The sequence below is a fragment of the Kineosporiaceae bacterium SCSIO 59966 genome, from assembly GCA_020881835.1.
Classification (GTDB): domain Bacteria; phylum Actinomycetota; class Actinomycetes; order Actinomycetales; family SCSIO-59966; genus SCSIO-59966.
On record CP052876.1, the window covers coordinates 445,100 to 465,548 of the forward strand.

The window sequence follows — 20,449 nt, forward strand, 5'->3', positions numbered from 1 at the left end:
TGACGCCCGAGCCCTGACGCCCAGCCCGCGCCGTCCCAGGAGACCCACATGAGCACACCTACCGCCACCGCCCCCGACGAGGAGACGGGCGCCGTCACCACACCGAACCGCCGCCGCCGCCTCGTCGTCGTCGGCGGGATCGTCCTCGTCGTCGTCCTCGCCGCCGCCTGGTGGTTCCTGCTGCGGCCCTCCGACGAGGCCCACGCCGAGGAGGCACCGCAGCCGGGTGCCGTCACCACCCTGGAGCCGATCACGCTGAACCTCGCCGACGGACGGCTGCTCAAGGTGGGGCTGGCCCTGCAGCTGCCCCTCAGCGAGGGCGGTGACGAAGCAGAGGCGGAGGTCAACGGCGCGGTAGCCCTCGACCAGGCGATCACGTACTTCTCCGGCAAGACCTACGACGAGCTCATCGGCACCGACGGCCGGCAGGCCGCGAAGGCGGAGCTGTCGGCTCAGGTCGCCGAGCGGTACCACGGCGAGGTCCTCGAGGTGTACTTCACCCAGTTCCTCATGCAGTAGCGGTTCCTCATGCAGTAGCGGTTCCTCATGCAGTAGCGGCACGTCCCTCGCGCAGGAGCGGCAAAAAGGGGGACGAGGCAGACCTCAAGTCGGGGGGCCCCTGGTGCCGAAGAAGCCATCGTGCCCACGTCGGAGAACACCGCGAAGGAGCCGGGGACCGGGTTACCTCGCAGTGAGATGCCACTGGCCGAGATCGAGGGCCTGATCGCACAGGTGGAGGGGACCGCCGACGGCGACCGTCTCGAGCATGAGCCCGGGGCGGAGCGCGAGCAGGCCTCTGCGGCCTCTCGCCGCTCCGGCGGTCTCCAGGCCTTCGACTTCCGTCGCCCGCGGACCCTGAGCCGTGACCAGGTTCGCGCCTTGCACATCGTGGGGGAGACGTTCGCCCGCCAGTTCACCACGGTGCTGTCGATCTCCCTGCGGTCGGTCAGCCACGTCGGTCTCGGGCAGATCGAGCACATGGCGTACGAGGAGTACGTCCGGTCCTCACCCAACCCCACCCTGCTCACCCTCGTCGATCTCGAGCCGCTGCCGGGCACCGCACTGCTCCAGCTGCCGTCGGAGGTCACGATGGCGATCGTCGACCGGATGCTGGGCGGCACCGGCGACGGCAAGCAGCCCCAACGGGCACTGACCGACATCGAGGTCCCCCTCGTGCGCGAGGTGCTGGACCGGGTGGTGCACGAGATCGGCTACGCCTTCGAGTCCCTCAGCCACGTGCGTCCCAAAGTCACCCAGCTGGAGTCCAACCCGCACTTCGCCCAGGTGGCCGCGCCCACCGACATGATGGTCGTGCTCTCCTTGCAGATCCGGATCGGCGCGGTCGCCGGCCGCGCCAGCCTCGCCCTGCCGCACGCAGCCGTCCAGCCGGCGCTGGAGAACGTCACGAGCCAGTCGCTGTTCTCCGACCGCAGCGGCGTCGACCCGCAGCAGGCGGCGGCCGCCCTGGCCGAGCAGATGCGCTCGGCGCTGGTGGACGTCGCCGTCCGCTTCGACCCGGTCGTGCTCACCTCCGCCCAGATCGTCGACCTGCAGGTCGGGGACGTCGTCCCGCTTCGGCACCCGGTCTCCGCACCGCTCTCGGTCACCGCCGAGGGCACCCACGTCGCCTACGCAGTCTCCGGCGGCAAGGGCCGCCGCCTCGCCGCCATGATCGTCGACTCCGGGGCCCAGCCCGGCGCCGGGAAGGACAACCGATGACCGACACCCCGACCACGTCCGAGAGCACCCGCGACGCCGTCGTCGCCTGCGCCACGGCGGTGGCCCGCGGCCTGTCAGCGGCCGGCGACCTGGCGGTCGACAACCCGCTGAGCGCGGCGCTGCCGGACGAGCGGTTCCACCCCGGACCGGACGCCCGTGCCGTCGTCGCCACCCTCGAGGGTGGCCTGCGGGGGAGCCTCGTGCTGCTCCTGGCCGCCGACCTCGCTGACGGCCTGGAGAACGGGCCGGTGGGCCGACAGGACCTGGCAGGGGCGCTCGAGCCGCTGCTCGCCGACGTCCGGGACGCCCTGGAGCTGCTCGCCGGCCGCGGCGTGCAGCTGCAGGCCGCCCGCGAGGTCGACCTGGCGATCGCCCTCAGCGAGCGGGCGGCCGGTGCCAGCTTCGCTGCCGCCGGGCTCGTCGCCGACGGCGCACCGGTCGCCACCGTCGCCCTGCTGCTGACCGGCGTCGAGGCCGGGGAGCAGACGGACGACGGACCGGTCCCCGCCCAGCGCGCCGAGTCGGCGACCGGCGCCAGCAGCGGGTCGTTCCAGCCGTTCGTCGCCTCCCGGCGCCCTCCCGCCCGGGACCGCTCGCTGGACCTGCTGCACGACGTCCCGATGGGTGTCACCGCCGAGCTCGGCCGGACCCGGATGACGGTGCGCGACCTGCTCGCCCTGACCCCCGGGTCCGTCGTCGAGCTGGACCGTGCTGCGGGCAGCCCGGTCGACGTCCTCGTCAACGGCACCCTCATCGCCCGCGGCGAGGTCGTGGTGATCGACGAGGAGTTCGGCATCCGAATCGTGGAGATCGTCGGGGCGTCCGGCGACTCCGCCCGTCGCTGAGGGGCGGTAGTGGACGACGTCTCGTCCGTGGGAACGGTGCTGCGTGCCGTCCTGTCCTTCGCGGCCGTGCTGGGGCTGCTGCTCGTCGCGGCCCGGTTGCTGCGCCGGTTCTCGGGCGGGCCCGCCGCCCGCCCCGGCTCCCAGCGCGCGGTGCAGGTGCTGGACCGCTACGGCGTCGGCCGTAACGCCTCCGTCGTGGTGGTGCGCGTGGCCGACGTCCCGCTCGTCCTCGGGGTCACCGACACCCAGGTGAACCTGCTGGCCGAGCTGGACGCTGAGCGGCTCGCCGCGTACCTCGCGACGCCGGACGACCCCGGCCCCGGTGGCCCGAGGGCACAGCTGGACGTGCGCAGTGCGGTGCAGTCGCTGCGCGACCGGACCGTGCGACGCGGATGAGCGGCGTTCACCGCGCCGCCCTGGTGCTGCTGAGCCTCCTGGCCCTCGGTGCGGCCGTGCTGGTCGGCGCCGACCCCGCCGCCGCTGCCGTCGCCCCGGAGGAGCCGGCCGTCACGATCGAGCTGGACGGTGACCCGGACGCCGTCCCCAGCCAGGCCATCATCGTCATCCTCGGCCTCACCCTGCTCTCCCTGGCGCCGGCCCTGCTGGTTCTCATGACCAGCTTCACCAGGATCGCGATCGTGCTGTCGCTGACCCGCAACGCCCTCGGGCTGCAGGCGATCCCGCCGAACCCGGTGATCGTCGGGCTGGCGCTGTTCCTCAGTCTCTTCGTGATGTCACCGGTGCTGTCGGAGGTCTGGTCGGAGGGGCTGTCGCCGTTCCTCGACGGGCTCAAGGACCAGGAGACCGCCTACGCCGACGGCATCGCCCCGCTACGGGACTTCATGCTCGCCCACGTCGGCCGCGACGAGCTCGCCCTGTTCATGGACGCCAGCGGGGCGGAGCGTCCGGACACCCCGCAGGACGTGTCGATGGCCACCCTCGTCCCGGCCTTCGTCATCTCCGAGCTGAAGACCGCCTTCATCATCGGCTTCATCATCTTCATCCCGTTCCTCGTCATCGACATCGTCGTCAGCTCCACGCTGATGTCGATGGGGATGATGATGCTGCCGCCGGTGCTGATCTCCCTCCCGTTCAAGATCCTGCTGTTCGTCCTGGTGGACGGCTGGTCGCTGATCGCCCAGTCGCTGCTGAACAGCTATGCCTGACCGCCAACCACCTCAGGGACCGCCATGACCGACACCGCTGTCATCGAGATCGCCATGCAGGCGGTCATCGTCGCCGGAAAGATCGCCGGACCGATCCTGCTGGTCACCCTCGCGCTGGGCCTGCTCGTCTCGCTGTTCCAGTCGGTCACCCAGGTGCAGGAGTTCACCCTCAGCTTCGTGCCGAAGGTGCTGGGCGTGGCCGCAGTGCTGCTCCTCGGCGGCAACTGGATGCTGCACGAGATGGTGAACTTCACCCAGGGGCTCTTCGACGCCATCCCTGGTCTGATCGACGGCTGATGGTCGTCGAGGCCTCGGCGGCGCTGCTGACGAGCTTTCTGCTCGCGCTGCTGCGGACGTCGGCGTGGTTGGTCCTCGTGCCACCGTTCAACGGCCGGACGATCCCGGTCCAGGTCAAGGTCGCCGTTGCACTCGCCCTGGCGATCCCGGTGGCACCCCAGCTCGTCGACCAGGTGCCACCGCCGGAGGTGTCGGCTCTGATCGGCGCGACCCTGCTCCAGGTGCTGATGGGACTTGCGCTCGGCTTCGTCACCCTCCTGGTCTTCAGCGCCGTGCAGGCCGCCGGCGAGCTCATCGACATGCAGGTCGGGTTCAGCCTGGGCGCGATGGTCGACCCGTTGTCGGGGGTCAACCAGGCCGTGTTCGGCCGCCTCTACCAGCTGCTGGCCCTGACGCTGCTGTTCGTCATCGACGGGCACCTGCTGCTCGTGCGGGGGCTGCTCGCGTCCTTCGAGATCACTCCGTCGTGGCCGGGGGACTGGGCGCTGCTCGCCGAGCGGCTCGTGCACGACCTCGGCGCCTTCTTCGTGGCCGCCGTCCAGATCGCCCTGCCGCTGATCGCCGCGCTCTTTCTCGCCGAGGTGGTGCTCGGCCTGCTGAGCCGGGCCGCCCCGCGGATGGAGGTCTTCATCCTCGGCTTCCCGCTCAAGATCGCGCTGGCGCTGGTGCTCGTCGGTCTCACGATCCCGTTGCTGCCGGGCGCCGTGGACGCCGTGACGAACGACGCGGCCCGCGAGCACGCCCGGCTGTTCGGCGTGTTCGACGGCGGCCAGCCGACGGACGGGGGCGCGCCGTGAGCGACAAGTCCGACAAGACCGAGAAGGCCACGCCGAAGAAGCTCAAGGACGCGCGCCGGAAGGGTCAGGTCGTGCAGACCCCGGAGCTCGCGGCGTGGCTGAGCATCCTCGCGGTCACGCTGCTGCTGGAGCACACCGCCTCGTCCGTCGTCGGCAGCTTCCGGCAGACGGTCCGCGGGGTGGCCGACCTGGTGAGCGCCCCGGACATCGACGTCGCGCTGGGGCTGTTCGGCACCGCGATGCGTGACGGCCTGCTCGCCATCGCGCTCCTCGTCGGGGTGCTGGCTGTGATCGGCACCGTCGCCAGTCTCGCCCAGGTCGGCGTCGCGTTCACGCCGGCGGCGCTCAAGCCCCAGAAGAGCCGGGTGAGCCCGGTGCAAGGGATCAAGAGGCTCTTCGGCGCCAAGGGGCTCTGGGAGGCCGGGAAGTCGGTGCTCAAGCTCGCCGTCCTGGCCGCGGTGGGCTACCAGACGCTCGCCTCGGTCCTGCCCCGCCTGGTCGACATCGACGGGCTGAGTATCCAGGGCGGCGTGGCCCTCGCCGCAGACGCCACGGTGACGCTCATGCGCAACACCGCGATCGCCGGCCTCCTGCTGGCCGCCGTCGACTACGCCGTGCAGAAGCGGAACTTCGCCAAGGACATGCGGATGAGCATGCGGGACGTCAAGCAGGAGATGAAGCAGTCAGAGGGTGACCCGCACGTCCGAGGCGCGATCCGTCAGCGCCAGCTGCAGATGTCCCGCAACCGCATGATGGCCGACGTCGCCGGGGCGGACGTGGTCGTGGTGAACCCGACGCACGTCGCCGTGGCGCTGAAGTACCACCCGGAACGGGGAGCGCCACGTGTGGTGGCCAAGGGGTCCGGCGAGATCGCGGCCGCCATCCGCCGTCGCGCCCAGGAGCACCGGGTGCCGATAGTCCGCGACGTCCCGCTGGCGCGCTCACTGGCCGCCGGCTGCGAGGTGGGGGACGAGGTGCCACCGCAGCTGTACACCGCGGTGGCTCGCGTCCTCGCGTTCATCTACTCGCTGCGCCGCCGAGGGGCCTCCCCGGTCGGCACCCACGAGCTCACTGCCTACGGGGCCGGGGCGCGCTAGGGTCGGGCGTGTGCTCGTACTGACCCGCCGGCTCCACGAGAGCATCGTGATCGGGGCCGACGTCGTCGTCACGGTCCTGGAGGTGCGTGGCGACCAGGTCCGGCTAGGAGTGCGAGCGCCTCGTGACGTCACCGTCCACCGGGAGGAAGTGCACGCCGAGGTGGAGGCGGCCAACCAGGAGGCGGCGTCCTCCGCCTCCCGGCTGGAGCGGCTTGCCGAGTCGCTGCGACCGCCCAGTACCTGAGCGCGTCACGGCGTCAGGGCCCCGTCGGCCAGCCCGGCGAGGACGCCGCGTGCCTCCGGCTCCGGGACGACGATGCTCGTGCCGGCGGCCGTCGTCCCCGGCCGGGACGGGACGACGGTGTTGGGTACCCGCGCCGGGTCTGCCGTCAGCACGGCTCCGGCAAGGGTGAGCACCTGCTCGGCGGTGAGGTCGGTGACGAGGTGCGGGTCGGCGGCCTCGATGAGCCCGGGCACCGCCAGCGGTCCGGCGGACTGGACGGCCGCGCCCGCGGCGAGCAGCACGGTGCCGCCGTTGAGCTGGCGGTCGATGTCCCCGCGGGGCTGGGTCATCCGGGTCCGTGCGTAGGCCAGGGCGTCCTCGCCGTCCAGGAGGAGCTCACCGGCGGGCAGGTCCAGCTTGGCGAACCGGTCCACCAGGGCACGGTCGAGGGTGAGCTCGACCCCGCCCAGCGCGTCGACGACGGCGACGAAGCCCTCGAAGCCGGTGACCACCTGCCCCTCGAGGTCCAGGCCGGTGAACGACTCCAGCGCCTGCAGCTGCGCGTCCGGGCCGCCACGCGCCAGCTCACTGTTGATCTTGCCCTCACCGCCGGTCGTCAGCGGCACCCACGTGTCGCGGGGGATGCCGAGCACACCCCCGGCTCCGGTCCCGTCCACCCCCACGACGTGCAGGCTGTCGGCGCGGGCCCGCGCCGGGTCCTGCCCGGGGCGGGCGTCGGAGCCGACGACGGCGAGAAGCCGGGGGACCGGGCCGACGGACGGCTCCGGGACGGCGAGGGAGGGCCACCAGCCGCCGACGACCCGCCAGCCGTCCCCGCCGTCCACGGCGAGCGTGACGTCCTGGCGGTCGCTCGGCCCGGCGACGACCACGGCCACCCGTTCCTGCCGCCACGTCCCCGTCGCACCCTCGGCGCGCACCTCGTCGTCCGCCGGGGCGCGGTCGGCCAGTGCCTCGGCGGCGGTGGCGGACGCCGGCACCTGGGCGCCGGTGTAGAGGTCGGTGAGGACGGCGGTCAGGTCCTCCGGGACGCCGGTGACCGTCACCGCCGCGTCCGCGGACGGCGCTGCTGACGTCACTGCTGACGTCGCCGCGGGCGGCGACGTGGCGCCGGAGGGGACGGGGGCGGACCCGTCGCCGGAGCACGCGCCGACCGCGAGCGCCACGGCGAGCAGGACGGCACCGGACCGGGCGCCGGCGGGAGCGAGCACCCCCCGAGAGTACGGCCGGCCGCACTACAGTCCTGGTGTGGTTGGTGAGGCGTCCGGAGCCGAGCCCTCCGTCGTCGTGGGCGCGGTGCTCGCCGCCGGAGTGCTGTTCGTCGTGGCCGGGATGGGCGCCAACCGGCTGCTGCGTCCCAGCGTGCCGACGCCGGCGAAGTCGACGACGTACGAGTGCGGCGTCGACCCGGTCGGCACCGGCCGGGCGCACACCCGGGTCCGCTACTACCTCTACGCGTACCTGTTCCTCGGCGTGCTGGCGGTCGGGCTGCTGCACGCGTGGCGGCGGGGGGTGCTGCGGTGGCAGTAGACCTGCCCACTCCCGGCGTCGGGCCGCTGCAGCGGGTGACCGGGGACCCGGTGCGCGTCGTGCTGAACTGGGGACGCCGGTACAGCCTGTGGGTGTTCAACTTCGGACTCGCCTGCTGCGCCATCGAGTTCATCGCCGCGTCGATGGCCCGGCACGACTTCATCCGGCTCGGCGTGATCCCGTTCGCGCCCGGCCCACGCCAGGCCGACCTCATGGTCGTCTCCGGCACGGTGACCGACAAGATGGCCCCCGCCATCAAGCGGCTGTACGAGCAGATGCCCGAGCCCAAGTACGTCATCTCGTTCGGGGCGTGCTCGAACTCCGGCGGACCGTACTGGGACTCGTACTGCGTGACGAAGGGCGTCGACCAGATCATCCCGGTCGACGTCTACGTACCCGGGTGTCCGCCGCGGCCCGAGGCGCTCCTGCAGGGCATCGTCGCCCTGCAGGACAAGATCGCCGACGAGCACCTCGGCGAGCGGTACACCGGTGGCACGCCGTGAGCGACGTCCGCGACGCGCTCGCCGAGGTCGTCGGGGGACCGGTCGAGCAGGAGGACGCGACCGGCACCCCGTGCTACGTCGTCCCCCGCCAGGCGTGGGGTGCCGCCCTGCGGCACGCCCGGGACGCACTGGGCCACGACCTGTTCGACTGGCTGTCCGCGGTGGACGAGCCGGACGCCGACCCGCCGGCGGTCGACGTCGTCGTCCACCTCGTCGCCAGCGGCACGACGGGAGGTGGTGGGCTGCGGCGGATGCTGCTGCGGACCCGGCTGCCCGCCGACGACCTCGTGCTGGAGTCGGTGACCGGGCTGTGGGCCGGCGCGGCGTGGCACGAGCGGGAGACGTTCGAGATGTTCGGGGTGGAGTTCACCGGGTTCACCGACCCCTCCGGGCTGGGTCTGCGCCCCCTGCTGCTGCCCGACGGGTTCGAGGGCACGCCGCTGCGCAAGTCGTTCCAGCTCGCCGCGCGGGCGGCCCGGCCGTGGCCGGGCGCCAAGGAGCCCGGTGAGGGCGGGCAGGGGCACGCCGCCCCCAGCCGCCGCACGCTGCTGCCGCCGGGCGTGCCCGACCCGTCCTGGGGTCCCCTCCGGGAGGACGCCAGGCAGCCGGACGGCAACCCCGCGGACCCGACGCCGTGATCGGGCAGATCGCGCTGCGGACGGTGTCCGTGCTCGCCGCCTTCCTCGTCCTGCCGCGGGTGGCCGGCCAGCTCGAGCACAAGGTGATGGCGCACATGCGGCGCCGGCTCGGCCCGATGTACGCCGGCGGGTTCCACGAGCTGCCGCTGGTGCTCGCCGCGACGAGCGTGGCGATGGCCGCCGGCACCCTGCGGCTCAGCGGGATCGTCGAGGCGTGGAGCCCGTGGTGGCTGCTGTGGCAGGCGCCGGCCGCGGTGGTCTTCGCCGTCGCCGCCGTTGCCGAGCTGCAGCGCCTCGCGTGGGGAGTGCTCGTGCCCGTCGCGCTCGGCCAGCTCGCCCTCACTGGCGTCCTGGTGGTGGCCCTGTGACCGACCGCCCTGCCACCGATCCCCCTGCCACCGACCGCCCTGCCACCGATCCCCCTGCCACCGATCTCTGGAGGGATTCCGGGGTCAAGCCGGCCTCCGAGACCCCGGAAAGCCTCCAGAGATCGCCGGGGCGGGGGCCGTTGCGGGGGCTGGCGCGGGGACTGGCGGTGACGCTGCGCACCCTCACCCAGCGGACGTCGACGGCCGAGTACCCGGACGTGCTGCCGGACCTGCCGCCGCGTTCGCGCGGGGTGATCGCCCTGCTCGAGGAGAACTGCACCGTCTGCATGCTGTGCGCCCGGGAGTGCCCGGACTGGTGCATCTACATCGACTCGCACAAGGAGTCCGTCCAGGTCGAGGGGGCGGCGCGGGCCCGGCAGCGCAACGTCCTGGACCGGTTCGCCATCGACTTCTCGCTGTGCATGTACTGCGGCATCTGCGTCGAGGTCTGCCCGTTCGACGCGCTGTTCTGGAGCCCGCACTTCGAGTACAGCGAGTACGACATCGCCGACCTCACCCACGAGCGGGAGCGGCTGCGCGAGTGGATGTGGACCGTGCCGCCCCCGCCCGCACCCGACCCCGGCGCCCCGCCGGCCAAGGAGGTCGAGCAGGCGTCCCGGCCCGCCCGGCCCGGACGCCGCCCGCCGGCGGGGCACGCGTGACTGGCCTGGACGTCGCGCTCGCCGCGCTGTGGCCGGTCGTCGCCTTCGGCGGCCTGGCCGGGGTCTACCTGGCCGCGTTCGCGGTCGTCGTGCTCCTGCCGGTGCTGCCCGGGCTCGTCGCCGCGCCCTTCACCGGCCCGCTGGGCTGACCTGCCGCGCGCCGGGCCGCCCCGGGAACGGCGCCGTGCCACAGTGCGTTGGAGCAGGCGACAGAGACGGGGTACGTCCCCACGCACGAGGAGGTTGCAACCGTCGATGGTCGGTCACCGGCACTTCAACGGGCTGAAGACGGCGATGCTCTTCGGCCTGCTCGGGGCGGTCGTGCTGGGCGCGAGCTGGCTGCTGTTCGGCGGGGACTCCTCCGCCCTCACGATCGGGCTGGTCCTGGCCCTGGCCATGAACGGCATCGCGTACTGGAAGAGCGACAGCATCGCGTTGCGAGCGATGCGGGCCCGCCCGGTGAGCGAGGCCGAGCAGCCGGAGCTGTACGCGATGGTCCGCGAGCTGGCCACCGCCGCCCGCCAGCCGATGCCGCGCCTGTACGTCTCGCCGACGATGGCGCCGAACGCGTTCGCCACCGGCCGCAACCCGGCCAACGCCGCGGTCTGCGTGACCGAGGGCATCCTGCAGATCCTCGACCGGCGCGAGCTGCGCGGCGTCCTGGGTCACGAGCTCATGCACGTCTATAACCGGGACATCCTCACCTCCTCGGTCGCCGCCGCGATGTCCAGCGTCATCACCTACCTGGCCTACATCGCGATGTTCTTCGGCGGCGGGGACCGGGAGCGCGGTGGCGGCAACCCGGTCTCGGCGATGCTCATGCTCATCCTCGGGCCCATCGCCGCCGGCCTGGTCCAGATGGCCATCAGCCGGACCAGGGAGTACGACGCCGACGAGGACGGCGCGCGCCTCACCGGTGACCCGCTCGCGCTGGCGTCGGCCCTGCGCAAGCTGGAGGCCGGCACCCGGCAGCTGCCGCTGCCGCCGGAGCGGGACCTCGTCAGCTCCAGCCACCTCATGATCGCCAACCCGTTCCGGGGGGGCGGGGTGTCGCAGCTGTTCTCCACCCACCCGCCGATGGCCGAGCGGATCGCCCGGCTCGAGGCGATGGCGGGCTACCCGCGGTGAGCCCGACCGGCCCGCTCGCCGTCGTCCTCAACGTCGTCTGGCTCGTCGTCACCGGCTTCTGGATGGCCGTCGGCTACGCCGTCGCGGGGCTGGTGGCGTTCCTGCTCGTGGTGACGATCCCGTTCGGCGTGGCGGCGTTCCGCACCGCCGGCTACGTGCTGTGGCCGTTCGGACGCCGCCTCGTCAGCCGCCCGGACGCCGGGCTGGGCGCCGGGATCGGCAACGTCCTGTGGCTCGTCCTGTTCGGCTGGTGGCTCGCCCTCGGGCACGTCGTCTCCGCGGTCGCGTTCTTCGTGTCCGTCATTGGGATCCCGCTGGGCATCGCCAGCCTCAAGCTCGTGCCGATCTCGCTGCTGCCGCTGGGCCGCGAGGTCGTCCCCGCCGACCGGCCGCTCACGGCGACGACGCTGGTACGGACCTGAGGGTCAGCCTGGTACGGACCTGAGGGTCACCGTGGCCGGGTCGGCGCCCTCAGCGGTAGTTGACGAACTGCAGGGCGACGTCGAGGTCGGCCTCCTTGAGCAGGGCGATCACCTGCTGCAGGTCGTCCCGGCTCTTGCTGGAGACCCGCACCTCGTCGCCGGTGACCTGGGTCTTGACCCCCTTGGGGCCCTCGTCCCGGACGAGTTTGGTGATCTTCTTGGCGACCTCCTGGGACAAGCCTTCCTTGAGCGGGGCGTCGATCCGGTACTCCTTGCCGGACGCGCGCGGCTCCCCGGCGTCGAGGGCCTTGAGCGAGACCCCGCGCTTGATCAGCTTGGTCTGCAGCACGTCGAGGACGGCCTTGACCCGCTCCTCGCTGTTGGCGCTCATCCGGATCACCTCGCCGCTCCAGGCGACCGACGCGTCGGTGCCCTTGAAGTCGTACCGCTGGGAGATCTCCTTGGCGGCCTGGTTGACGGCGTTGTCGACCTCCTGCCGGTCGACCTTGCTGACGACGTCGAACGACGACTCGTTGGGCACGGATCCTCCTCGCACTGGGGGGCTGGGCCGCTCCGTTCGGCGGCACCTCGTCGGCTTGCTATCCTTCCAGCCGCCGCAGACCGGTGCTGCGGCGCACCCGCGGCAGGTTGCCCGAGCGGCCAAAGGGAGCTGACTGTAAATCAGCCGGCACAGCCTTCGCAGGTTCGAATCCTGCACCTGCCACCGCGGCCAGGGGCGTCCCCGAGGGGGCGCCCCTGCGTCGTCCCGGGGCGCCGTCCGGGACGGCCGGGACGTCGGCGGGGCCGATTTCCCGTCGCCGCGGACCGGCGTGTAGCCTCTGCGACTGCCGCCCCAATAGCTCAGTCGGCAGAGCGTCTCCATGGTAAGGAGAAGGTCTAGGGTTCGATTCCCTATTGGGGCTCTGCGGTGCCCTCGTCCTGCGGGGCGGGGCACGCCCGGCGGGGTAGCTCAGGTGGTTAGAGCAATCGGCTCATAATCGATGTGTCGCGGGTTCGACTCCCGCCCCCGCTACCACGGGCCGAGGGGCCCGCTGCCCGGCTCGAGGGCTGCCTGATTCGACCCGGGCCCTGGGCAGCACGTATCCTCGGCCTGCTCGGCTGTGCCCGCCCGCGCAGCCCCTCCGACCCCGCGAGAGAAGGCACCGTCCCGTGGCCAGCAAGACTGCCGACGTCCGTCCGAAGATCACCATGGCGTGCGTGGAGTGCAAGGAGCGGAACTACATCACCAGGAAGAACCGGCGGAACGACCCCGACCGGCTGGAGATGCAGAAGTTCTGCCCGCGCTGCGGCAAGCACACCGCCCACCGCGAGACCCGCTGACACGGCGGGTCCAGCAGGACCCGCCGCAGGAGGAGCGATGGGCGTCGACACCTCGTTCGTCGGGCGTCAGTACCCACCCGAGGAGGTCTACGAGGTGGGTCGCGAGGCGCTGCGGGCCTTCGCCGAGGCCGTGGGCGCCGCCCACCCGGCCCACACCGACCCGGACGCCGCCCGGGCCCTCGGGTACCGCGACGTCATCGCCCCGCCCACGTTCGCCGTCGTCGTCGCCCAGCGCAGCGACGCCCGTCTCGTACGGGACCCCGCCGCCGGCATCGACTTCTCCCGCGTCGTGCACGGCGAGCAGCACTTCACCCACCACCGGCCGATCACTGCCGGGGACCGGCTCGTCGCCACCCTGCACGTCGACGCCGTCCGGGAGGCCGGTGGCCACGCCATGGTCACCACCCGCAACGAGATCGCCACCGAGGACGGTGAGCCGGTGTGCACCGCGGTGTCCGTGCTCGTCGTCCGGGGGCAGCAGTCGTGAGCGGCCTGCAGGTCGGCACCGAGATCGGCCGGGCCAGCTACCCGCTGGAGCGCGCGGACCTCGTCCGGTACGCCGGCGCCAGCGGCGACCTCAACCCGATCCACTGGAACGAGCGGGTGGCCCGCGAGGTGGGCCTGCCCGGTGTCATCGCCCACGGGATGCTGACGATGGCGACCGCGGTCCGGCTCGTCGTCGACTGGTGCGGTGACCCCGGCGCGGTCCTCGACTACGGCGTCCGGTTCACCCGGCCCGTGGTCGTGCCCGACCCCGGCGCGGCCGTCGTCGAGGTGGTCGGCACCGTCGGGGCGGTCGACGAGGAGGCGGGTACCGTCCGCGTCGACCTCACCGTGACCTGCGAGGGCCGGCCCGTCCTGTCCCGGGCCCGCGCCGTCGTCCGGCGCGACGCCCTGGAGCGGCGCTGAGCACCGACGACGCCCGGCGCGCCCGGACCGCCGTGCTCGCCGTCTTCGCCCTCAACGGCCTGGCGTTCGCGACCTGGGTCTCCCGCGTGCCGGAGATCCGCACCGCGCTCGACCTCACCCCCGGCCGCCTGGGCCTGCTGCTGCTCGCGCTGTCCGCCGGTGCCGTGCTCGCCCTGCCCGCCGTCGGGGCGGTGACCGCCCGGCTCGGTGCCGCCCGCACGGTGGCCGTCGGTGCCGCGGTGGCCGCGACCGGGCTGGCACTGACCGGTGTCGGCGCCGGCGTCCTCGGCGAGGTGGCCCTCACCGGCGGTGGGCTCTTCCTGCTCGGCTTCGGCTCGGGGGCCTGGGACGTCGCGATGAACCTCGAGGGCGCCGCGGTCGAACGACGCCTGCGGCGCACCGTCATGCCCCGCTTCCACGCCGGGTTCAGCATCGGGACCGTCGCGGGGGCCGCCGCCGGGGCCGGTGCCTCCGCCGTCGGGCTGCCGGTCGCGGCGCACCTCGGCACGCTCGCCGTCGTCGTCCTCACCGGCGCGCTGCTCGCCGTCCGCACCTTCCTGCCCGTCGTCCGCGCCGAGCCCGGCGGCCCACCCCGGGCGCGGGCGCTGGCCGCCTGGCGGGAGCCCCGCACCCTGCTGATCGGCGTGCTCGTCCTGGCCATGGCGTTCACCGAGGGCACCGCGAACGACTGGCTCGCGGTCGCCCTCGTCGACGGGTACGGGGTCTCCCCGGCCGTCGGCGCGCTCGGGTTCGCGCTGTTCGTCACCGCGATGACCGTGGGACGGGTGGCCGGGCCGGCTGCCCTGGACCGCTGGGGCCGGGTGCCGGTGCTCTACGCGACGACGGGGGTGGCGGCCGCCGGCGTCCTCGTCCTCGTCCTCGGCGGGTCGCTCGTCACCGCCGTCCTGGGCATCCTGCTGTGGGGGCTCGGTGCCTCGCTCGGGTTTCCCGTCGGGATGAGCGCCGCCGCGGACGACGAGGCCCGCGCCGCCGTCCGGGTGTCGGTCGTCGCCACCATCGGGTACGTCGCGTTCCTCGCCGGCCCGCCGCTGCTCGGCCTGCTCGGTGACCGCTTCGGGGTGCTGCCCGCGCTGCTCGTCGTCGCCGTCCTGCTCGTCCCGGCCGCCGCCGCCGTCCCGGCCGCCCGGCCCGCCGCACCGTCGACCCCGGCCGGGACGCCGGTGCAGCCGGGTCCGTCGTCCGCCGGCGACTAGCCTGCCGTGCTCGTGAGCTGCCCTCCGCTGTCCGAGCTGACGACCCTGCGCGTCGGGGGGCCTGCCCGCTGCTGCGTCGAGGCCCGCGACGCCGACCAGCTCGTCGCGGCGGTGCGGGACGCGGACGACGCGGGGGAGCCGGTGCTGCTCGTGGCCGGCGGGTCCAACCTGCTCGTCGACGACACCGGCTTCGCCGGCACCGCGGTCCTCGTCCGCAGCGTGGGCCTGGAGGTGCTGTCGGCCGACGCCTGCTCCGGCGCGACCGTGCGGGTGGCCGCCGGGCACTCCTGGGACGACGTCGTCGCCCGGGCGGTCGCCGAGGGCTGGTCGGGGGTGGAGGCGCTGTCGGGGATCCCCGGGTCCACCGGGGCGACCCCGGTGCAGAACGTCGGCGCCTACGGCCAGGAGGTCGCTGGCACCGTCGCCACCGTGCGCACGTGGGACCGCGTCGAGCGGCGGGTCCGGACACTCGCCGCTGCCGACTGCGGGTTCGGCTACCGCTGGTCGCGGTTCAAGGCTGAGCCGGACCGCTGGGTCGTCCTCGAGGTGACGTTCCAGCTGCCGCTGGGTGACCTGTCGGCTCCGGTCCGGTACGCGGAGCTGGCCCGCACGCTGGGGGTCGAGGTGGGGCAGCGGGCGCCGCTCGCCGACGTCCGGGCCGCAGTGCTCGGGCTGCGCGCCGGCAAGGGGATGCTGCTCGACCCGGCCGACCCTGACACGTGCAGCGCCGGGTCGTTCTTCACGAACCCCGTCCTGGACGCCGCGGACGCCGCGCGGCTGCCGGCCGCGGCCCCCCGCTTTCCGGTAGGGGACGGGCGGGTCAAGACGAGCGCCGCCTGGCTGATCGAGCACGCCGGGTTCGGTCGCGGTCACGGCCTGCCCGGGCCGGCGTCGCTGTCCACCAAGCACGCCCTGGCCCTGACCAACCGGGGCGGTGCACGGGCGGCGGACCTGCTCGCCCTGGCCCGGGAGGTCCGCGATGGCGTCCGGGCCCGCTTCGGCGTCGAGCTCGTCACCGAGCCCGTCCTCGTCGGCTGCTCCCTCTAACCCCCTCCCCGTGATCATGCAATCCCGCCACCCTCCCCCCGTGATCATGCAATCCCGCCACCCTCCCCCCGTGATCATGCAATCCCGCCACCCTCCCGCCGCTACAAAATGCTGTGCTTCTCGGGCTTCTTGCGGCGTGTCGCGCCAACAACCCAGCATCCTGCGGGCGAGCGGTGCAGGCCTGGGGTGGCGGGATTGCATGATCACGAACAGGGGGAGGTGATCAGGAGGGGTTCGTGCCGGCGAGCCACGCCTCGATCCCACGCAGCAACGAGGCGCGGACGTCGTCCGGGGCCCTGCTGGCCTCGACCGACGCGCGCGCCAGCCCGGCCAGCGCCGCGTCGTCGAGGCCGTGCACCTCGCGGGCGGCCCGGTACTGGTCCACCAGCCGGTGGCCGAACAGCAGCGGGTCGTCCGCGCCGAGCGCCACCCGCGCCCCGGCGTCCAGCAGGCGCGCCAGCGGCACGCTCGCGGCGTCGGGGTAGACGCCGAGGGCGACGTTGCTGCTCGGGCACACCTCGAGGGCGATGCCGGCGTCGACGACCCGTCGCAGCACCGCCGGGTCCTCGACCGAGCGGACGCCGTGCCCCAGCCGGTCCGGGGCGAGGGTGTCGAGGGTGACCGCGACGTGGTCGGCGCCGAGCAGCTCCCCGCTGTGCGGCACACGGGCCAGTCCCGCGCGGCGGGCGATCGCGAACGCGGGGGCGAAGTCCGCGGTCCAGCCGCGCCGCTCGTCGTTGCTGAGGCCGAACCCGACGACGTCCGCGGGCCCGTCACCGGCGTGCCGGGCGGCCAGCCGGGCCAGGGTCCGGGCGTCGAGGGGATGGCGCACCCGGCTCGCCGCGATGACGACGGCGACCCTGGTGCCGGTCACCGCGGTCGCCTCCCGGGCGGCGTCCCGGACGATCTCCAGCGCCGGGGTGATGCCCCCGACGAACGGGGCGTAGGAGGTGGGGTCGATCTGCAGCTCGAGCCAGCCGGAGCCCTCGGTGGCGTCGTCCTGGGCGGCCTCCAGGACGATCCGGCGCATGTCGTCGGCGTCCCGGACCACCGCCCGCGCCGCGTCGTAGAGCCGCTGGAACCGGAACCAGCCGCGCTCGTCCGGGGAGAGGCGGACGTCGCGGTGCTCCCGCAGGGCCGCCGGCAGCCGGACGCCGTGCTTGTCGGCGAGGTCCTGGAGGGTCTGCGGCCGCATCGAGCCGGTGAAGTGCAGGTGCAGGTGGGCCTTCGGCAGGGCGGCCAGGTCGCGGTGCCGCTGCCCGGTCCCGAGCGCCACGGGTCAGGTGGCTTCGCGCAGCAGGCCGACGAGTCGGCCGACGCCCTCGGCCAGGTCCTCGTCGCCGAGCGCGTACGACAGGCGCAGCCACCCGCTGGGACCGAACGCCTCGCCCGGCACGACCGCCACCTCGACCTCCTCGAGGACGAGCTCGGCCAGCTCGGCCGACGTCGTGGGCGTCCGGCCGCGGATGGTCCTCCCCAGGACGCCGCGGACGTCGGGGTAGACGTAGAAGGCGCCCTGCGGGGTCGGGCAGACGACGCCCGGGGCCTCGGACAGCATCGAGACGATGGTCCGCCGCCGCCGGTCGAACGCCTCGCGCATCGCGGCGACGGCGTCCAGCGGCCCCTCGAGCGCCGCCACCGCGGCACGCTGGGACACGTTCGCGACGTTCGAGGTGAGGTGGGACTGCAGGTTCGTCGCCGCCCGGACGACGTCCCGCGGGCCGATCAGCCAGCCGACCCGCCACCCGGTCATCGCGTAGGTCTTGGCCACCCCGTTGAGCACGAGGGTGCGGTCGGCGAGCTCGGGTACGAGCACCGGCATCGACGGAGCCTGGGCGCCGTCGTACAGCAGGTGCTCGTAGATCTCGTCGGTGACCACCCAGAGCCCGTGGCGGGCCGCCCACTCGCCGATCGCCTGCACCTGCTCCGGGGGGTACACCGCCCCGGTGGGGTTGGACGGCGAGCAGAACAGCAGCACCTTCGTGCTCGGCGTGCGGGCCGCCTCGAGGGCCTCGACGTCGACGAGGTAACCGGCCTCGGTCCCGGCCAGCACCTCCACCGGGACGCCGCCGGCCAGCCGGATCGCCTCCGGGTACGTCGTCCAGTACGGGGCCGGTAGCAGCACCTCGTCGCCGGGGTCGAGCAGCGTGGCGAACGCCTCGTAGACGGCCTGCTTGCCGCCGTTCGTCACGAGGACCTGCTCCGGTGCCACCGCGTAGCCGGAGTCCCGCTCGGTCTTGGCGACGATGGCCGCCTTGAGCTCCGGGAGCCCGCCGGCGGGGGTGTAGCGGTGGTTGACCGGGTCCGCGCACGCGGCGGCCGCGGCCTGGACGACGTAGTCGGGGGTGGGAAAGTCCGGCTCTCCCGCGCCGAAGCCGATGACCGGCCGGCCGGCTGCCTTGAGCGCCTTGGCCCGGGCGTCGACGGCCAGCGTCGCGGACTCGGCGATGGCGCCTACCCGGGCCGACACCCGGCGGGTCGTGGGGCCGTTCTGCTGCTCGCTCACCGGGCGATCCTCCCAGAGCCCCGCCGGCCGTCGCAGCCACGGTCCGCCTGCCGGGAGCCGGCGGTTCGACCCGCAGCGCCCGAACCGCGTACACTCCTGCCCGGCGGTTGACGACCGCGATGCTGTTGCCTGCCCTGGATCGACCCCGGGGCCGGTGCGGCGGAGCGGCCCGGCACCGTCGTAGGGCAGTGGCGCAATTGGCAGCGCACCGGTCTCCAAAACCGGCGGTTGTGGGTTCGAGTCCCTCCTGCCCTGCGGTGCGGGAGGTCCCCCACCTCCACCGGACCCACCGGAGCACGACCAGACCCGGACGACGACAGCGACGACAGCGAGGACCATGACCGAGACCCGCGCGGGTGGACCCGGCGCAGACGCGCCCCGGCCACCGCGAGGAGCGGACCGCCGTGCGAGCGGGGGAGGCCCCTTCGCTCGGCTCATGGTGTTCCTGCGTCAGGTGGTCGCCGAGCTGAAGAAGGTCGTCCGCCCGACCCGTAACGAGCTGCTGACCTACACGGCCGCGGTGCTGGTCTTCGTCGCCGCCGTCATGGTCTACGTCTCGGGCCTCGACGTCGTGTTCGGGCAGCTGGTCTTCTGGGCCTTCGGGGACGGGGCCTGACCAGCGGCACCGAGGCCTGCGGGCCCGCGCACCAACGAGCACAGCAGCCGGCCCGTCCCGGGGCCGACCGCACCAGTCACCAGCCGGAGAAAGCGAGCGCCACCGTGTCCCAGGACCCGACCGCGGACGACGTCGTCCTGCCCGACGTCGTGGAGGGCGAGGACAGCGTGCAGGCCGAGGACAGCGTCCAGGCCGAGGACGTGCCGTCCGACGCCCCGGTGACCCCGGACGACGGGCAGGAGCCGGACGACGGGCAGGAGCCGGACGACGGGCAGGAGCCGGACGAGATCGACGAGGTCGAGGAGTTCCGCGCCCAGCTGCGGCGCGCTCCCGGCGACTGGTACGTCGTGCACTCCTACGCCGGCTACGAGAACCGGGTGAAGGCGAACCTCGAGAACCGCATCTCCAGCCTCAACATGGAGGACTACATCTTCCAGGTCGAGGTGCCCATGGAGGAGGTCACCGAGATCAAGAACGGCGTGCGCAAGCAGGTGCGCCGGGTGCGGATCCCCGGCTACGTGCTGGTCCGGATGGACCTCACCGACGAGTCGTGGGGTGCCGTGCGGCACACCCCCGGGGTGACCGGCTTCGTCGGGCACACCCACCAGCCGGTGCCGCTCAGCCTGGACGAGGTGTTCTCGATGCTCGCCCCGACGCTGCAGCCCAAGGAGACCGCCAAGGGCGGTTCGGCCGCCGCGCGCACCAGCGAGACGACCCTCGTCGACTTCGAGGTCGGCGAGTCGGTCACCGTCATGGAGGGTCCGTTCGAGACCCTCCCCGCCACCATCTCCGAGATCAACCCCGACGCCCAGAAGCTCAAGGTGCTGGTCTCGATCTTCGGCCGGGAGACCCCGGTCGAGCTCTCCTTCAACCAGGTCGCCAAGCTCTAGCCGCGACGAGTTCCGTACGAGGTAAGGACCCGAAGCAATGCCTCCCAAGAAGAAGGTCGCCGGCCTGATCAAGCTCCAGATCAACGCCGGCGCCGCCACCCCGGCGCCGCCGATCGGCCCTGCGCTGGGCCAGCACGGCGTCAACATCATGGAGTTCTGCAAGGCCTACAACGCCGCGACCGAGTCGCAGCGGGGCAACGTCATCCCGGTGGAGATCACGGTCTACGAGGACCGGTCCTTCACCTTCGTCACGAAGACGCCGCCCGCGGCCGAGCTGATCAAGAAGAAGGCCGGCGTCGACAAGGGCTCCGGCACCCCGCACACCACCAAGGTCGCCACGCTGACCCGGGACCAGGTGCGCGAGATCGCCGAGCAGAAGATGGCGGACCTCAACGCCAACGACGTCGAGGCCGCCATGAAGATCATCGCCGGCACGGCCCGTTCGATGGGCGTCACCGTCGAGGGCTGACCTCCCCACCCCAGTGGCAGGGCCAGCGCTGGCCCGAGCGACCA

29 protein-coding genes and 4 tRNA genes are annotated in these 20,449 nt (G+C 73.3%); 29 read left to right on the top strand and 4 right to left on the bottom strand.

The window, feature by feature from the left end:
* Window positions 1-48 precede the first annotated feature (48 nt).
* From HJG43_02165 to csrA, 9 genes are all read left to right on the top strand, one after another.
* On the top strand, window positions 49-519 hold the full coding sequence (locus HJG43_02165) for a flagellar basal body-associated FliL family protein (protein UER53557.1): 471 nt from the start codon (window positions 49-51) through the stop codon (window positions 517-519).
* Window positions 520-639: 120 nt separating this feature from the next.
* Window positions 640-1,719 (top strand): flagellar motor switch protein FliM, encoded by a 1,080-nt coding sequence (locus HJG43_02170; GenBank protein ID UER53558.1) that lies wholly within the window; start codon window positions 640-642, stop codon window positions 1,717-1,719.
* Window positions 1,716-2,564, top strand: a complete 849-nt coding sequence (fliN, locus tag HJG43_02175) for a flagellar motor switch protein FliN (protein UER53559.1) — start codon at window positions 1,716-1,718, stop codon at window positions 2,562-2,564. The genes HJG43_02170 and fliN overlap by 4 nt, the downstream gene beginning before the upstream one ends.
* Window positions 2,565-2,603: 39 nt before the next feature.
* A complete protein-coding gene (gene fliO, locus HJG43_02180) occupies window positions 2,604-2,960 on the top strand; it encodes a flagellar biosynthetic protein FliO (protein ID UER55630.1) in 357 nt (118 codons plus the stop codon).
* Complete coding sequence (gene fliP, locus HJG43_02185) at window positions 2,957-3,730, top strand: flagellar type III secretion system pore protein FliP (GenBank protein ID UER53560.1); 774 nt, start codon at window positions 2,957-2,959, stop codon at window positions 3,728-3,730. The genes fliO and fliP overlap by 4 nt, the downstream gene beginning before the upstream one ends.
* A 24-nt stretch (window positions 3,731-3,754) precedes the next feature.
* A complete protein-coding gene (locus tag HJG43_02190; GenBank protein UER53561.1) occupies window positions 3,755-4,027 on the top strand; it encodes a flagellar biosynthetic protein FliQ in 273 nt (90 codons plus the stop codon).
* Window positions 4,027-4,824, top strand: a complete 798-nt coding sequence (gene fliR, locus HJG43_02195) for a flagellar biosynthetic protein FliR (protein ID UER53562.1) — start codon at window positions 4,027-4,029, stop codon at window positions 4,822-4,824. Before HJG43_02190 ends, fliR begins: the two co-directional genes overlap by 1 nt.
* On the top strand, window positions 4,821-5,921 hold the full coding sequence (locus HJG43_02200) for an EscU/YscU/HrcU family type III secretion system export apparatus switch protein (GenBank protein UER53563.1): 1,101 nt from the start codon (window positions 4,821-4,823) through the stop codon (window positions 5,919-5,921). The genes fliR and HJG43_02200 overlap by 4 nt, the downstream gene beginning before the upstream one ends.
* A 10-nt stretch (window positions 5,922-5,931) precedes the next feature.
* Window positions 5,932-6,165, top strand: coding sequence for a carbon storage regulator CsrA (gene csrA / locus HJG43_02205; GenBank protein ID UER53564.1), 234 nt, complete (start codon window positions 5,932-5,934; stop codon window positions 6,163-6,165).
* Between the two features lie 5 nt (window positions 6,166-6,170).
* On the opposite strand, the gene HJG43_02210 is transcribed toward csrA, so the two are convergent.
* A complete protein-coding gene (locus tag HJG43_02210; GenBank protein UER53565.1) occupies window positions 6,171-7,373 on the bottom strand; it encodes a hypothetical protein in 1,203 nt (400 codons plus the stop codon).
* A 121-nt stretch (window positions 7,374-7,494) separates the two neighbouring features.
* Between HJG43_02210 and HJG43_02215 the strand changes: the two genes are divergently transcribed.
* The 8 genes from HJG43_02215 to HJG43_02250 all read left to right on the top strand — a co-directional run bounded on the left by HJG43_02215 (window position 7,495) and on the right by HJG43_02250 (window position 11,413).
* Entirely contained in the window at window positions 7,495-7,692 is a 198-nt protein-coding gene (locus HJG43_02215) for an NADH-quinone oxidoreductase subunit A (GenBank protein UER55631.1), read from the top strand.
* Entirely contained in the window at window positions 7,683-8,195 is a 513-nt protein-coding gene (locus HJG43_02220) for an NADH-quinone oxidoreductase subunit B (GenBank protein UER53566.1), read from the top strand. The genes HJG43_02215 and HJG43_02220 overlap by 10 nt, the downstream gene beginning before the upstream one ends.
* Entirely contained in the window at window positions 8,093-8,833 is a 741-nt protein-coding gene (locus HJG43_02225) for an NADH-quinone oxidoreductase subunit C (GenBank protein UER53567.1), read from the top strand. Before HJG43_02220 ends, HJG43_02225 begins: the two co-directional genes overlap by 103 nt.
* A gap of 86 nt (window positions 8,834-8,919) precedes the next feature.
* Window positions 8,920-9,201, top strand: a complete 282-nt coding sequence (locus HJG43_02230; GenBank protein ID UER55632.1) for a hypothetical protein — start codon at window positions 8,920-8,922, stop codon at window positions 9,199-9,201.
* Between the two features lie 140 nt (window positions 9,202-9,341).
* The gene (locus HJG43_02235; GenBank protein UER53568.1) at window positions 9,342-9,863 is read left to right on the top strand and encodes a 4Fe-4S binding protein; all 522 of its coding nucleotides are present in this window, start codon (window positions 9,342-9,344) and stop codon (window positions 9,861-9,863) included.
* Window positions 9,860-10,012 (top strand): hypothetical protein, encoded by a 153-nt coding sequence (locus tag HJG43_02240; GenBank protein ID UER53569.1) that lies wholly within the window; start codon window positions 9,860-9,862, stop codon window positions 10,010-10,012. Before HJG43_02235 ends, HJG43_02240 begins: the two co-directional genes overlap by 4 nt.
* 106 nt (window positions 10,013-10,118) lie before the next feature.
* Complete coding sequence (gene htpX, locus HJG43_02245; GenBank protein ID UER53570.1) at window positions 10,119-10,991, top strand: zinc metalloprotease HtpX; 873 nt, start codon at window positions 10,119-10,121, stop codon at window positions 10,989-10,991.
* A 62-nt stretch (window positions 10,992-11,053) separates the two neighbouring features.
* A complete protein-coding gene (locus tag HJG43_02250) occupies window positions 11,054-11,413 on the top strand; it encodes a YccF domain-containing protein (GenBank protein UER55633.1) in 360 nt (119 codons plus the stop codon).
* A 49-nt stretch (window positions 11,414-11,462) separates the two neighbouring features.
* On the opposite strand, the gene HJG43_02255 is transcribed toward HJG43_02250, so the two are convergent.
* Complete coding sequence (locus HJG43_02255; protein ID UER53571.1) at window positions 11,463-11,954, bottom strand: YajQ family cyclic di-GMP-binding protein; 492 nt, start codon at window positions 11,952-11,954, stop codon at window positions 11,463-11,465.
* Between the two features lie 101 nt (window positions 11,955-12,055).
* Here HJG43_02255 and HJG43_02260 point away from each other — a divergent pair.
* The 8 genes from HJG43_02260 (at window position 12,056) to HJG43_02295 (ending at window position 15,924) form a co-directional block, all read left to right on the top strand.
* Window positions 12,056-12,137 (top strand) — tRNA-Tyr (locus HJG43_02260).
* A gap of 126 nt (window positions 12,138-12,263) precedes the next feature.
* Window positions 12,264-12,336 (top strand) — tRNA-Thr (locus tag HJG43_02265).
* 36 nt (window positions 12,337-12,372) lie between these two features.
* Window positions 12,373-12,449, top strand: a tRNA-Met gene (locus HJG43_02270).
* A 134-nt stretch (window positions 12,450-12,583) separates the two neighbouring features.
* A complete protein-coding gene (gene rpmG, locus HJG43_02275; protein UER53572.1) occupies window positions 12,584-12,754 on the top strand; it encodes a 50S ribosomal protein L33 in 171 nt (56 codons plus the stop codon).
* A 37-nt stretch (window positions 12,755-12,791) separates the two neighbouring features.
* The gene (locus HJG43_02280) at window positions 12,792-13,241 is read left to right on the top strand and encodes a MaoC family dehydratase (GenBank protein UER53573.1); all 450 of its coding nucleotides are present in this window, start codon (window positions 12,792-12,794) and stop codon (window positions 13,239-13,241) included.
* On the top strand, window positions 13,196-13,663 hold the full coding sequence (locus HJG43_02285) for a MaoC family dehydratase (protein UER53574.1): 468 nt from the start codon (window positions 13,196-13,198) through the stop codon (window positions 13,661-13,663). Before HJG43_02280 ends, HJG43_02285 begins: the two co-directional genes overlap by 46 nt.
* Window positions 13,660-14,877 (top strand): MFS transporter, encoded by a 1,218-nt coding sequence (locus HJG43_02290; protein UER55634.1) that lies wholly within the window; start codon window positions 13,660-13,662, stop codon window positions 14,875-14,877. Before HJG43_02285 ends, HJG43_02290 begins: the two co-directional genes overlap by 4 nt.
* 12 nt (window positions 14,878-14,889) lie before the next feature.
* On the top strand, window positions 14,890-15,924 hold the full coding sequence (locus HJG43_02295) for a UDP-N-acetylmuramate dehydrogenase (GenBank protein UER53575.1): 1,035 nt from the start codon (window positions 14,890-14,892) through the stop codon (window positions 15,922-15,924).
* Between the two features lie 223 nt (window positions 15,925-16,147).
* On the opposite strand, the gene HJG43_02300 is transcribed toward HJG43_02295, so the two are convergent.
* The gene (locus tag HJG43_02300) at window positions 16,148-17,167 is read right to left on the bottom strand and encodes an adenosine deaminase (GenBank protein UER55635.1); all 1,020 of its coding nucleotides are present in this window, start codon (window positions 17,165-17,167) and stop codon (window positions 16,148-16,150) included.
* A 36-nt stretch (window positions 17,168-17,203) separates the two neighbouring features.
* On the bottom strand, window positions 17,204-18,430 hold the full coding sequence (locus HJG43_02305; protein ID UER53576.1) for a pyridoxal phosphate-dependent aminotransferase: 1,227 nt from the start codon (window positions 18,428-18,430) through the stop codon (window positions 17,204-17,206).
* Window positions 18,431-18,612: 182 nt separating this feature from the next.
* Between HJG43_02305 and HJG43_02310 the strand changes: the two genes are divergently transcribed.
* From HJG43_02310 to rplK, 4 genes are all read left to right on the top strand, one after another.
* A tRNA-Trp gene (locus tag HJG43_02310) sits at window positions 18,613-18,685 on the top strand.
* A gap of 82 nt (window positions 18,686-18,767) precedes the next feature.
* Window positions 18,768-19,046, top strand: a complete 279-nt coding sequence (secE, locus tag HJG43_02315; GenBank protein ID UER53577.1) for a preprotein translocase subunit SecE — start codon at window positions 18,768-18,770, stop codon at window positions 19,044-19,046.
* Between the two features lie 104 nt (window positions 19,047-19,150).
* On the top strand, window positions 19,151-19,936 hold the full coding sequence (nusG, locus tag HJG43_02320) for a transcription termination/antitermination protein NusG (GenBank protein UER53578.1): 786 nt from the start codon (window positions 19,151-19,153) through the stop codon (window positions 19,934-19,936).
* 37 nt (window positions 19,937-19,973) lie between these two features.
* Window positions 19,974-20,405 (top strand): 50S ribosomal protein L11, encoded by a 432-nt coding sequence (gene rplK / locus HJG43_02325; protein ID UER53579.1) that lies wholly within the window; start codon window positions 19,974-19,976, stop codon window positions 20,403-20,405.
* Window positions 20,406-20,449 lie beyond the last annotated feature (44 nt).

Excerpts from the sequence above, each read along its gene's own strand:
- HJG43_02165 (UER53557.1), top strand. The coding sequence starts at position 49 with ATGAGCACACCTACCGCCACCGCCCCCGACGAGGAGACGGGCGCCGTC.
- fliN (UER53559.1), top strand. The coding sequence starts at position 1,716 with ATGACCGACACCCCGACCACGTCCGAGAGCACCCGCGACGCCGTCGTC.
- fliP (UER53560.1), top strand. The coding sequence starts at position 2,957 with ATGAGCGGCGTTCACCGCGCCGCCCTGGTGCTGCTGAGCCTCCTGGCC.
- HJG43_02190 (UER53561.1), top strand. The coding sequence starts at position 3,755 with ATGACCGACACCGCTGTCATCGAGATCGCCATGCAGGCGGTCATCGTC.
- fliR (UER53562.1), top strand. The coding sequence starts at position 4,027 with ATGGTCGTCGAGGCCTCGGCGGCGCTGCTGACGAGCTTTCTGCTCGCG.
- HJG43_02215 (UER55631.1), top strand. The coding sequence starts at position 7,495 with ATGGGCGCCAACCGGCTGCTGCGTCCCAGCGTGCCGACGCCGGCGAAG.
- HJG43_02230 (UER55632.1), top strand. The coding sequence starts at position 8,920 with ATGGCGCACATGCGGCGCCGGCTCGGCCCGATGTACGCCGGCGGGTTC.
- htpX (UER53570.1), top strand. The coding sequence starts at position 10,119 with ATGGTCGGTCACCGGCACTTCAACGGGCTGAAGACGGCGATGCTCTTC.
- HJG43_02250 (UER55633.1), top strand. The coding sequence starts at position 11,054 with ATGGCCGTCGGCTACGCCGTCGCGGGGCTGGTGGCGTTCCTGCTCGTG.
- HJG43_02280 (UER53573.1), top strand. The coding sequence starts at position 12,792 with ATGGGCGTCGACACCTCGTTCGTCGGGCGTCAGTACCCACCCGAGGAG.
- secE (UER53577.1), top strand. The coding sequence starts at position 18,768 with ATGACCGAGACCCGCGCGGGTGGACCCGGCGCAGACGCGCCCCGGCCA.
- rplK (UER53579.1), top strand. The coding sequence starts at position 19,974 with ATGCCTCCCAAGAAGAAGGTCGCCGGCCTGATCAAGCTCCAGATCAAC.